Consider the following 11578-nt stretch of genomic DNA (forward strand, 5'->3'; position numbering starts at 1 on the left):
ATAATTTATTAAGCGAACCCCTAAAAACAAGCAAATCATAGTAATATTTGACAATATTTTCATTTTAAAGTATAATCACGCACTTAATTTAAGAAAAAACAAAGGAGAAGACAATGAGATTGAAAATTATTTTAATATCTCTGATATTTATATCTAATGTTTTTGCATCAGATTTTGACATAAATAACCTTACACCACAAGAGCTTAATACTCTAAAAGAAATAAAAGAACATGGTAAGAAAAACGGTTTAAGTTACTCTTTAATGGCAATTGCAATTAAAGAATCTGGATTGGGTAAATACCTAGTAAATGTAGATACAAAAGATTATGGTTTATATCAAGCGAATATAAAAACAGTTATTAGTAGAGAAAATGCTAAAGATACTTCTATGAATAGAAATATTTTAGCAATGAAACTTATTTCAGATTTTCAATTTGCTACAAAAAATGCAATTGATGAACTTACATTTTGGAAAAAAGTTCATAATAACAATTGGGCAAAAGTTTGGAGCAGCTACAACGGTGGTTGGAAATATAACTCAGAAGCAGCTAAAAAATACTCTGAAGACATAGCTTCAATTATTCGAGAACTTAAAAAAGTTGAAGTTTAATATTTAACTAGGATTTTCCTAGTTATTCTTCTTTAAAACTCATAATATTTTAATCACCTAATTTTTCATTACTTTCAAGTCATCAAATTTTCCTTATTTTCCAATTCTTCTTTTTATTATTTTTATATTTGATAATCATTCTTAATATTAATTTAGAATTAAGATTCATTGGTGTATTATTTCAATAATGATTATCAATATAAAGGATTTGAAATGAATAATTGTTTTGATATAAAAAATAAGAATGACTTAGTTAAACCAACTGGTTGTACTTGTTAAAAAGGATTAAAAATGAGTGTACTAATTATTGGTGGTGATCAAATTTCGCAAATATCTTCAATGTTGGAAGATTTAGGTGCAACAACTATAAATCATTGGGATGCAAGAAAGAAATCTTCTGCACCAAAGAAAAAAGTTCCGCAAGATACTGATTGCATTGTAATGATTACATCATTTTTGAATCATAATACAATGCTTAAATATAAAAATGAAGCAAAAAAGAAAAATATTCCTTTTATCTGTACAAAAAGATCTATCTCTTGCGTGTACGAAGAATATGTGAAAATTATGGGAATCAAAGACTGTTCGAGTTGTTATGCAAATTGTAATGGAGATTCAAATGCTAAATAATAACTTTATAGGTTTTGACGAAAACAAAGAGTACTTACCAAAAGATTTTGATGAATTTAATTCAATAATTAGATTAAGACAATTATTTTTAAGTTTAAGTAATAATATTTTGAAATCAACATGTCATTTCACAAAACATGAGCAAATTAAATTATCTAAAGTAAATTTGAAAGAAGCATTTTCACATAAAATAAAAGAATTGATGCCTTTTAGTTTTATAAAAACAACTAAAAAAAAGAATATAAATAATTTTAAATTATGTGTTAATTCAACAAAAATAATTAATAATTATTTAAATAAAAACACAAAACATTCTATTGTTATTTCAAACAAAAATTTACTTCCAGTTGCAAAAATTATTTCACTTTGCTTTATAAATAATAAAATGCAACTATTTATTGATAAACATTTACTATTCCATGAATTTGTTTTGAAAAAAATAAAAAAACTTCATAGTGACAAAATAGTAATTGATTTAGGTGATTCAATATGTATAAAATCACAAGATTTTGTTGGATTAAAAATTTATACTTCATGGAAAGATATTGAAGTTAAAAAACCAAACATCAAAGATGAACTTGAAGATGCAATTAAATCTATTAAAAAAGGTGAATATTATCAAATATATTTAGCTTATCCAAAAAATAATGAGTTTACAAAACAGATTCCTGTTTTTGTAGATGAATTAAAAAATAAAGAGTATCAAATTAAAGCAATTCCATACTCTTTAAGATCAATAATTAAAAATTAAAATATAAGGAAAATAATAAAATGGCAACAGCGATATTTTTTGCAAGTAGTACAGGAAATTCAGAAGAGATAGCAAATAAAATCTCATTGGAATTAAATAAAATAGAAGTATTTGATTTAGCAGGTACAAAAATTGATAAAATAAACGAATATGATAAGTTAATCCTTGGTGGTTCAACTTGGGGAGATGGTGAATTAAATGATGATTGGGAAGATGTTTGGGGAGATTTTTCAAAATTAGATTTATCTAATAAAACAATTGCATTATTTGGTCTTGGGGATCAAGAGAGTTATAGTGACGAGTTCTGTAGTGCGATGGGAATAATTTATGAACAAATTGCAAATTCAGGAGCAAAAATAATCGGTTTTACTTCAAGTGATGGTTATTATCATGATGCATCAAAAGCACAATTGAATAATCAATTTGTGGGATTAGCAATTGATGAAGACAATCAAAGTGATTTAACAGATAAAAGAATTAAAGATTGGGCCAATACAATAAGAGAAGAGATTTTATAAATATACTATAAGATTAAGAGATTTCCTCTTAATCTTTATTCTTGACAAGCTTCACAAATCCCATATAACTGCATTGAATGACTTGAAATTTTAAATTTATTCTTTTTTGCAATTTTATCTTGTCTTTTCTCTATTTCATCATCCATAAATTCAATTATTTTTCCACAACTTGTACAAATTAAGTGATCATGATGAGATTTTGAATTAGTTTCATATTTTTTACCATCAGTTCCAAAAGTAATTGAAGCAATTAAATCCACTTCTTCTAAAAAACTAAGAGCTCTATATACTGTTGCAATCCCTATATTAGAATCAGAATACCTTTTTTTGATTTCATTGTATACTTCTTCTGCAGTTAAATGTTCTTTTGCATGTAATAAAATACTAAGAACAATCTCTCTTTGTTCTGTATATTTTAATCCTTTTTGTTTAACAATCTTTTTTAATTCATCAATAATTTCTTCATTAGTATTTTCATTTAACATTAAAATTCACCCTTAAAATTTTATAACTATCTAGTATACCTAAAGTTAACAAAAATTTACAAATATTGCATCTTTTTGATATATAAATGATAAGAAAGTTTAATTGTATTATAATAATCATTATTAATCTTAGCGAGGCTATGAATGACGTTAAACCAATTAAACATAAATGAGAAAGCAGTAATTACAGCAATTAATTGTAATGAAATATTAAAAAGTAGACTATATTCTTTTGGAATTAGTAGAGGAGTTGAAGTGCAAATAGTAGAATTAACACTTTCAAAAAGTACAATTGAGATAAAAATCAATCAATCTAAAATTGCTTTGAGATTAAATGAAGCATCTAAAATAGAAGTCGCTTATGAAAAGTAATATAAAAATTGCTTTAGTTGGGCAACCAAATGTTGGTAAATCAATGCTTATTAATTCAATCTCTAATGCAAGATTAAAAGTTGGAAATTTCTCAGGTGTAACAGTAACAAAAGAAGAAGTATTTATTGATTATAAAGATTTTCATATTCAAATAGTTGATTTACCTGGCGCATACTCCTTAAATGATTACACAATTGAAGAGAAAGTTACAAAAGATTTTTTGAATAATGAAGAGTATGACATTATATTAAATGTAGTTGATTCTACAAACTTACAAAGAAATCTTCTATTAACATCTGAATTATTAACTATTGATAAAAAAATGATAATTGCGTTAAATATGATTGATGAAGCACAAAAAGAATCAATATTAATTGATGAAGTACAATTAAGTAAAATTCTTGGAAAACCTTGCATAAAAACAAGCGCAGCAAAAAAAATAGGAATCACTCAATTATTAGATGAAATATTATATAAATTTCAAAGTAATAAACTTCCAAATAAACTATTTTTCTCAAATCCAATAGAAGAAGAAATTGAAAATATTTCAAAAGTCTTAAAAGAGAATAATTTCTCTACAAAACAAACTTATAGAAGTATTGCTATTAATTTATTAAAAGAAGACAAAAATGTTTATAAACAATTAAAAGATGTACCTATTTGGATTAGAATACAACCAATTTTAAATGAGGCTTTTGAGCATTTATTTATTCATTTTAATACAAAAAATATACAAGATATTTTTAATGAAGAAAAATTTGCATTTGCAAAAGGCGCAGTAGTTGAAACTGTAAAACAAAAAAATATTACTGAGAAAACATTAACTGAGAAATTTGACTCAATATTAATACATAAGTTCTTTGGATTACCAATATTTCTATTTTTTATGTGGGGATTATTTCAACTAACTTTTGTACTTGGTAATATTCCAATGGATATGATAGATTCATTTTTTGCAATGATAATTGATAAAACAAAAGAACTTATGGGTGATAATCAAATTTCATCTATTATTGCAGATGGTGCAATTGCAGGAGTTGGTTCAGTTGTTTTATTCTTACCAAATATTGTTATTCTATTTTTTGGAATTGCATTACTTGAAACAACAGGATATATGAGTAGAGTTGCATTTTTATTAGATGGCTTTTTTCATAAATTTGGATTACATGGAAAATCATTTATACCATTAGTAACAGGATTTGGATGTTCAGTTCCTGCATATATGGCAGCAAGAACATTAAAAAATGAAAAAGATAGACTGTTAACCCTGTTTATTATAGGATTTATGTCTTGTGGTGCAAGATTACCAATATATGTACTTTTCGTTGGTGCTTTTTTTAGTGAACATAATGCAGGTAATATTTTATTCTGTATATATATAAGTGGTGCAATTTTTGGTTTATTTGCAGCAAAAATATTAAAAATAGTAGTATTTAAAAGTGAAGATGAACCTTTTGTAATGGAAATGCCAAAATATAGACTTCCTTCATTTAGGTTAATCTGGCACACAGTATCAAATCAAGCAAAAATGTATTTAAAAAAAGCAGGAACATATATATTGGCAGCTTCACTATTAATTTGGTTTGCAAGTAACTATCCTAAACATATAGATATAGAAATATCTTACAATAATAAAATAGAATTAACTAAAGATAGTGATGAAATTTCAGCACTAAAGAATGAATTAGCACAATATAATCTAGAGCACTCGTATTTAGGATATGTAGGGAAAGCATCAGAAGCATTATTCACTCCTTTAGGATTTGATTGGAAGATGACAATAGCACTAGAAACAGGTTTAGCTGCAAAAGAGATTGTAGTATCAACATTATCTATATTGTATGGTTTAGGAAGCGATAATGATGAATCATCAGCAAGTTTAATAGAAAAGATAAAAACGAATATTCCATTTGAGTCAGCTATATCATTTATTGTTTTTGTAATGATTTATTTGCCTTGCTTAGCTGCCTCAATGGTTTTTGTAAGAGAAGCAGGCAATTGGAAGTATTTAGCTTATTTATTTATTTTTACAACTACTAGTGCATGGATTTTATCATTCATTGCATATAATGTAACTAGACTACTAACTATATAAATTAAAAAATAGAGAATAAGTTCTCTATTTTTTAAAGTCACTTCTCCTTATATTTTAATAACTATAATCATAAATCATTTCAGAATAAAACTAAATCAGAATTTATTTATTTTATCCAGAATTTCAAAATAATTAAAAGAAACAACATTAAATAAAGGCTAAATAAAGTAAAAGTTAGGGATGGTGGTGCTCACAACAGGATTTGAACCTGTAACCTCTTCCTTACCATGGAATTGCTCTACCGTTGGAGCTATGCAAGCAAAAGAGAATAATAAAGAACTAACAGAATATGTGGATAGAGTTAGTGTAAAAATAAAGACCAATTATACTAGGATAATAAAAGATGAATATAAAAATAACCTAAAAAGCGGGTTAAAAAAAAAGCTTAGCATTGAATACTTTGGTAAGTATAAAAAGCTAAGCTTTAAAAAAACTCAAGAGCTGGCAGCGGCCTACGTTTCCACCAGGGGACCCGGCAGTATTATCGGCGATGAAGTGCTTGACTTCCAGGTTCGGAATGGGACTGGGTATTTCCACTTCTCTATAGCCACCAGCAAAGTTGAGTGTAAAAAGTAAATAAACATAAGATAAATCAATATGTATTGCTCTTTACACTCAACTCGTAAAGGAGTTAAGAAAAAATAATGTTAAAGTCTTATACGCGCTTAAAAAAATATTCATTTTTTCAAGGTAACGCTAGTTTTTTCTAAAAAAACACAATTTGTATTAAATATAAGAAATATATTTAATAAGATAGTAAACCAAAGAATTTGTTAAATAAGCCAAACGTTCTATTAGTACTGGTCAGCTAAACGCCTTACAACGCTTACACATCCAGCCTATCAACCAGTTAGTCTTACTGGGAACTTCAGGGAAAGTTAATCTTAGAGTTGGCTTCGAGCTTAGATGCTTTCAGCTCTTATCACATCCGTACGTAGCTACCCAACGATGCTCTTGGCAGAACAATTGGTACACCAGTGGTACGTTCATCCCGGTCCTCTCGTACTAGGGACAAATCTCTTCAACTTTCCTACGCCCACGGAAGATAGGGACCGAACTGTCTCACGACGTTCTGAACCCAGCTCGCGTACCGCTTTAAATGGCGAACAGCCATACCCTTGGGACCTACTTCAGCCCCAGGATGCGATGAGCCGACATCGAGGTGCCAAACCTCCCCGTCGATGTGAGCTCTTGGGGGAGATCAGCCTGTTATCCCCGGCGTACCTTTTATCCTTTGAGCGATGGCCCTTCCACACAGAACCACCGGATCACTATGACCGACTTTCGTCTCTGTTCGACTTGTATGTCTCACAGTCAAGCTAGTTTATGCCATTATACTCAACTGGCGATTTCCAACCGCCATGAACTAACCTTTGTAAGCCTCCGTTACTTTTTAGGAGGCGACCGCCCCAGTCAAACTACCCACCAGACATTGTCCTGATACAAGATAATTGTACGCAGTTAGTAACTCAAATATTCAAGGGTGGTATCTCAAGGATGGCTCCGACTCTACTTGCGTCTAGTCATCATAGCCTCCCACCTATCCTGCACATGAATATCCAAGCTACAGTGTCAAGCTGTAGTAAAGGTGCACGGGGTCTTTCCGTCTTTCCGCGGGTAGGAGGAATTTTCACCTCCACTACAATTTCACTGGATCCCTGGTTGAGACAGCTCCCATCTCGTTACGCCATTCATGCAGGTCGGTATTTAACCGACAAGGAATTTCGCTACCTTAGGACCGTTATAGTTACGGCCGCCGTTTACTCGGGCTTCAATCAAATGCTTCGCTTGCGCTGACATCATCAGTTAACCTTCGAGCACCGGGCAGGCGTCACACCTTATACATCCACTTACGTGTTAGCAAAGTGCTGTGTTTTTGGTAAACAGTCGGGAGGGACTCTTTGTTGCAACCTCTCTAGCTTTCTGGAGCAAGTCCATATACCAAAGTAGGCACACCTTATACCGAAGATACGGTGCTAGTTTGCAGAGTTCCTTAACCAGGGTTCTTCCACGCGCCTTAGAATACTCATCCCACCCACCTGTGTCGGTTTACGGTACGGGCAACATACAATATACTTAGTGGCTTTTCTTGGCACGACAGTATCATCGATTCTCCATCTCCTCCGAAGAGTGTCAAGAGCCTGTAAGATCTCGGCCTAATGTAACCCGGATTTGCCTAAGTTACAGCCTACGTCCTTCGACCCACTATTCCATCAGTGAGCTCGATTAACTCTATGCGTCCCCACATCGCGCTTGTATGTTGGTATTGAAATATTAATCAATTTGCCATCGTCTACCCCTTTCGGACTCGACTTAGGACCCGACTAACCCTACGATGACGAGCATCGCGTAGGAAACCTTGGGTTTTCGGCGTTGAGGATTCTCACCTCAATTATCGCTACTCATGCCTGCATGCTCACTTCTATCCGCTCCAACGCTCCTTGCCGGTACATCTTCAACGCTGAATAGAACGCTCTCCTACCACTCGAATAAATTCGAATCTAAAGCTTCGGTGCACATCTTAGCCCCGTTATATTTTCCGCGCAGAATCACTAGACCAGTGAGCTGTTACGCTTTCTTTAAAGGATGGCTGCTTCTAAGCCAACCTCCTGGTTGTCACAGTAACTCCACATCGTTTTCCACTTAGATGTGACTTAGGGACCTTAGCTGTTAGTCTGGGTTGTTCCCCTCTCGACGGTGGATTTTATCACCCATCGCCTGACTCCTGTGATTCCACATATAGTATTCATAGTTTGATAGGGTTTGGTACCGCGGTAAGCAGCCCTAGCCCATTCAGTGCTCTACCCCTATATGCTACAACACAAGGCTATACCTAAATATATTTCGGAGAGAACCAGCTATCACGAAGTTTGATTGGCCTTTCACCCCTATCCACAAGTCATCCGGAGACTTTTCAACGCCTATCGGTTCGGTCCTCCACTGGCTCTTACACCAGCTTCAACCTGCTCATGGATAGATCACTTCGTTTCGGGTCTGCAGCATCTGACTAATTCGCCCTATTAAGACTCGCTTTCGCTACGGCTTCGTACTTGACTTAACCTTGCCAGACACCACAACTCGCAGGCTCATTATGCAAAAGGCAGTCCATCACCCTGATAAATCATAGGGCTCTGAATGATTGTAAGCTAATGGTTTCAGGTTCTATTTCACTCTCCTCGCTGGAGTACTTTTCACCTTTCCCTCACGGTACTTGTTCACTATCGATCTGTAAGTAGTATTTAGGATTGGAGGGTGGTCCCCCCAGTTTCAGTCAAAATATCACGTGTTCCGACCTACTCAGGATACCATTAGAGCTATTGAAAATTTAAATTACAGGAGTTTCACCTTCTATGCTACACTTTTCCAAGTATTTCATCTATCTTCTTTAGTCTCATATCATGGTCCTACAACCCCCAATGCAAGCATTGGGTTTGTCCTAATCCGCTTTCGCTCGCCGCTACTGACGGAATCTCGTTTGATTTCTCTTCCTCTGGCTACTGAGATGTTTCACTTCACCAGGTTAGCTCCCCGTAGGGTAACATAGTTCTCACTATGCTGGGTTGCCCCATTCAGAAATCCCCGGATCAAAGCTCTTTGGCAGCTCCCCGAGGCTTATCGCAGCCTAATACGTCTTTCATCGCCTCTTACAGTCTAGGCATCCACCATTAGCCCTTAATAGCTTATTAATAAATAGAGTTAAACTCTATCGCATTTTTGATAATATTCTTTGGCTACTATCTTATTAAACATATTATTTAAAATATATCAATAAAATTAGTTGTGTTCTATCTATTTCTAGATAATTAAAATTTTTGTTTTTAATTATTAGTTCTATTAGAATAAATTCTTTTAGTTCTTTTAATTAAACGAAAAAATTAAAGACTTTAACATTATATTTTTAAATATCATTGTTACTTAAAAAAATTTACATCTTTTCAAGGCAACATTTTTGATTCGAAAATCAAATATAAATTCAATCTTTTTGAACTTATATTTAACTTTTTTATCATTTCTTCTAATTATAACTTTTAGCTTATTTTTAATAGGTGGTGGAGAATAGCGGGATCGAACCGCTGACCTCCTGCGTGCAAAGCAGGCGCTCTCCCAGCTGAGCTAATTCCCCACACTGATTAATCTTTTAAGATTATTTAATGGTGGGCCTATCAGGACTTGAACCTGAGACCTCACGATTATCAGTCGAGCGCTCTAGCCAGCTGAGCTATAGGCCCATTTTTCTACCTATTTAAATAATCTTTATAAACCGAATATAAAAACTCTTTCTTTTTAGTTTTAAGACTAGAAACGAATCTAGTCTCAATTCTCTGAAAGGAGGTGATCCAACCGCAGGTTCTCCTACGGTTACCTTGTTACGACTTCACCCCAGTCGCTGAATCCACTGTGGAAGGTAGCTATTTTAGCATCCCCGCTTCGAATGAGTTCAACTCCCATGGTGTGACGGGCGGTGAGTACAAGACCCGGGAACGTATTCACCGTAGCATAGCTGATCTACGATTACTAGCGATTCCAACTTCATGTAGTCGAGTTGCAGACTACAATCCGAACTGGGAGATATTTTTGAGATTTGCTCCACGTCACCGTATTGCGGCTCTTTGTATACCCCATTGTAGCACGTGTGTAGCCCTGGACGTAAGGGCCATGATGACTTGACGTCGTCCTCACCTTCCTCCTACTTGCGTAGGCAGTCTCATTAGAGTTCTCAGCCGAACTGTTAGCAACTAATGACGAGGGTTGCGCTCGTTGCGGGACTTAACCCAACATCTCACGACACGAGCTGACGACAGCCGTGCAGCACCTGTATATAAGTTTCTGCAAGCAGACACCAATCTATCTCTAGAAAGTTCTTACTATGTCAAGTCCAGGTAAGGTTCTTCGTGTATCGTCGAATTAAACCACATGCTCCACCGCTTGTGCGGGTCCCCGTCTATTCCTTTGAGTTTTAATCTTGCGACCGTACTCCCCAGGCGGCACACTTAATGTGTTAACTGCATTACTGCAAGGTCTAGCCTCACAACAACTAGTGTGCATCGTTTAGGGCGTGGACTACCAGGGTATCTAATCCTGTTTGCTCCCCACGCTTTCGCGTCTCAGCGTCAATAATGTTCCAGTAGATCGCCTTCGCAATCGGTATTCCTTCTGATCTCTACGGATTTTACCCCTACACCAGAAATTCCATCTACCTCTCCCACATTCTAGATATACAGTTTCAAAAGCAGTTCAATAGTTAAGCTATTGGATTTCACTTCTGACTTATTTATCCGCCTACACGCTCTTTACGCCCAGTGATTCCGAGTAACGCTTGCACCCTCCGTATTACCGCGGCTGCTGGCACGGAGTTAGCCGGTGCTTATTCATATGGTACCGTCATTATCTTCCCATATAAAAGGAGTTTACGCACCGAAATGTGTCATCCTCCACGCGGCGTTGCTGCATCAGACTTTCGTCCATTGTGCAATATTCCCCACTGCTGCCTCCCGTAGGAGTCTGGACCGTGTCTCAGTTCCAGTGTGACTGATCATCCTCTCAAACCAGTTAAGCGTCATTGCCTTGGTGAGCCATTACCTCACCAACTAGCTGATACTGTACAGGCTGATCCTAGAGCTATAAATATTTCCCTTGCAGACTTCTGTCTTAAAGGCATATAGAGTCTTAGCAGTCGTTTCCAACTGTTATCCTCTTCTCTAGGGCACATTACCTATATATTACTCACCCGTGCGCCACTTAGCTGACAATTATAGCAAGCTATAATCCGTTCTCGTTCGACTTGCATGTGTTAAGCACGCCGCCAGCGTTCACTCTGAGCCAGGATCAAACTCTCCATAAATTGAAGTTTTTGAACTTGACTTCTTCTGTATTATTTTACTATTACAAAATTATCACTCATAGTATAGACAAGTTATATGTTTTACCATATTGTTCTTGTTTGTTTTTATATTTTTAACATTTATTCTTATTTTACATCTGTAATAAATAACAGATTTTTATAAGAGTCTCATATTCGGTTTATAAAGATTACTTTACAAACGTTATAATTATTTTTAAAGATCATCCAGTTTCGATTACAACGCTTTCTATCATTCTTTCGTTTGATGCGCTTC

7 protein-coding genes, 3 tRNA genes and 3 rRNA genes are annotated in these 11578 nt (G+C 34.4%); 6 read left to right on the forward strand and 7 right to left on the reverse strand.

Features of this window, described 5'->3' with window-relative positions; all coding sequences use genetic code 11:
- Nucleotides 1–113: 113 nt before the first annotated feature.
- The 4 genes from AVENP_RS12095 (at nt 114) to AVENP_RS12110 (ending at nt 2510) form a co-directional block, all read left to right on the forward strand.
- Nucleotides 114–611, forward strand: coding sequence for a transglycosylase SLT domain-containing protein (locus tag AVENP_RS12095; protein ID WP_128359148.1), 498 nt, complete (start codon nt 114–116; stop codon nt 609–611).
- 291 nt (nt 612–902) lie between these two features.
- On the forward strand, nt 903–1241 hold the full coding sequence (locus tag AVENP_RS12100; RefSeq protein WP_128359149.1) for a DUF2325 domain-containing protein: 339 nt from the start codon (nt 903–905) through the stop codon (nt 1239–1241).
- Nucleotides 1231–1992, forward strand: coding sequence for a hypothetical protein (locus AVENP_RS12105; RefSeq protein ID WP_128359150.1), 762 nt, complete (start codon nt 1231–1233; stop codon nt 1990–1992). Before AVENP_RS12100 ends, AVENP_RS12105 begins: the two co-directional genes overlap by 11 nt.
- A gap of 20 nt (nt 1993–2012) precedes the next feature.
- A complete protein-coding gene (locus AVENP_RS12110) occupies nt 2013–2510 on the forward strand; it encodes a flavodoxin (protein ID WP_128359151.1) in 498 nt (165 codons plus the stop codon).
- 35 nt (nt 2511–2545) lie between these two features.
- Here the strand turns inward: AVENP_RS12110 and AVENP_RS12115 are convergent, their stop codons facing one another.
- Nucleotides 2546–2995, reverse strand: coding sequence for a Fur family transcriptional regulator (locus tag AVENP_RS12115; RefSeq protein ID WP_128359152.1), 450 nt, complete (start codon nt 2993–2995; stop codon nt 2546–2548).
- A 144-nt stretch (nt 2996–3139) separates the two neighbouring features.
- On the opposite strand from AVENP_RS12115, the gene AVENP_RS12120 reads away from it, so the two are divergent.
- Together AVENP_RS12120 and feoB are read left to right on the forward strand one after the other, a co-directional pair.
- Nucleotides 3140–3367 carry a FeoA family protein gene (locus tag AVENP_RS12120; RefSeq protein ID WP_128359153.1) on the forward strand — a complete coding sequence of 76 codons (228 nt, stop codon included), beginning with the start codon at nt 3140–3142 and terminating at the stop codon, nt 3365–3367.
- The gene (gene feoB / locus AVENP_RS12125; RefSeq protein WP_128359154.1) at nt 3357–5462 is read left to right on the forward strand and encodes a ferrous iron transport protein B; all 2106 of its coding nucleotides are present in this window, start codon (nt 3357–3359) and stop codon (nt 5460–5462) included. Before AVENP_RS12120 ends, feoB begins: the two co-directional genes overlap by 11 nt.
- Nucleotides 5463–5646: 184 nt before the next feature.
- Here the strand turns inward: feoB and AVENP_RS12130 are convergent.
- From AVENP_RS12130 to AVENP_RS12155, 6 genes are all read right to left on the reverse strand, one after another.
- Nucleotides 5647–5722: transfer RNA gene (locus tag AVENP_RS12130), tRNA-Thr, on the reverse strand.
- Between the two features lie 179 nt (nt 5723–5901).
- A 5S ribosomal RNA gene (rrf, locus tag AVENP_RS12135) occupies nt 5902–6017 on the reverse strand.
- Nucleotides 6018–6235: 218 nt separating this feature from the next.
- Nucleotides 6236–9148 (reverse strand): 23S ribosomal RNA (locus tag AVENP_RS12140).
- A 361-nt stretch (nt 9149–9509) separates the two neighbouring features.
- A tRNA-Ala gene (locus tag AVENP_RS12145) sits at nt 9510–9585 on the reverse strand.
- A 29-nt stretch (nt 9586–9614) separates the two neighbouring features.
- Nucleotides 9615–9691 (reverse strand) — tRNA-Ile (locus tag AVENP_RS12150).
- A 96-nt stretch (nt 9692–9787) separates the two neighbouring features.
- A 16S ribosomal RNA gene (locus tag AVENP_RS12155) occupies nt 9788–11304 on the reverse strand.
- The 16S, 23S and 5S rRNA genes sit together here with 3 tRNA genes alongside, the layout of an rRNA operon.
- Nucleotides 11305–11578 lie beyond the last annotated feature (274 nt).

It is taken from the genome of Arcobacter venerupis, from assembly GCF_013201665.1.
GTDB classification, from domain to species: domain Bacteria; phylum Campylobacterota; class Campylobacteria; order Campylobacterales; family Arcobacteraceae; genus Aliarcobacter; species Aliarcobacter venerupis.

Coding starts and splice junctions, on each gene's coding strand:
- AVENP_RS12120 (WP_128359153.1), top strand. CDS start 3,140: ATGACGTTAAACCAATTAAACATAAATGAGAAAGCAGTAATTACAGCA.
- AVENP_RS12095 (WP_128359148.1), top strand. CDS start 114: ATGAGATTGAAAATTATTTTAATATCTCTGATATTTATATCTAATGTT.
- AVENP_RS12105 (WP_128359150.1), top strand. CDS start 1,231: ATGCTAAATAATAACTTTATAGGTTTTGACGAAAACAAAGAGTACTTA.
- AVENP_RS12115 (WP_128359152.1), bottom strand. CDS start 2,995: ATGTTAAATGAAAATACTAATGAAGAAATTATTGATGAATTAAAAAAG.
- feoB (WP_128359154.1), top strand. CDS start 3,357: ATGAAAAGTAATATAAAAATTGCTTTAGTTGGGCAACCAAATGTTGGT.
- AVENP_RS12100 (WP_128359149.1), top strand. CDS start 903: ATGAGTGTACTAATTATTGGTGGTGATCAAATTTCGCAAATATCTTCA.
- AVENP_RS12110 (WP_128359151.1), top strand. CDS start 2,013: ATGGCAACAGCGATATTTTTTGCAAGTAGTACAGGAAATTCAGAAGAG.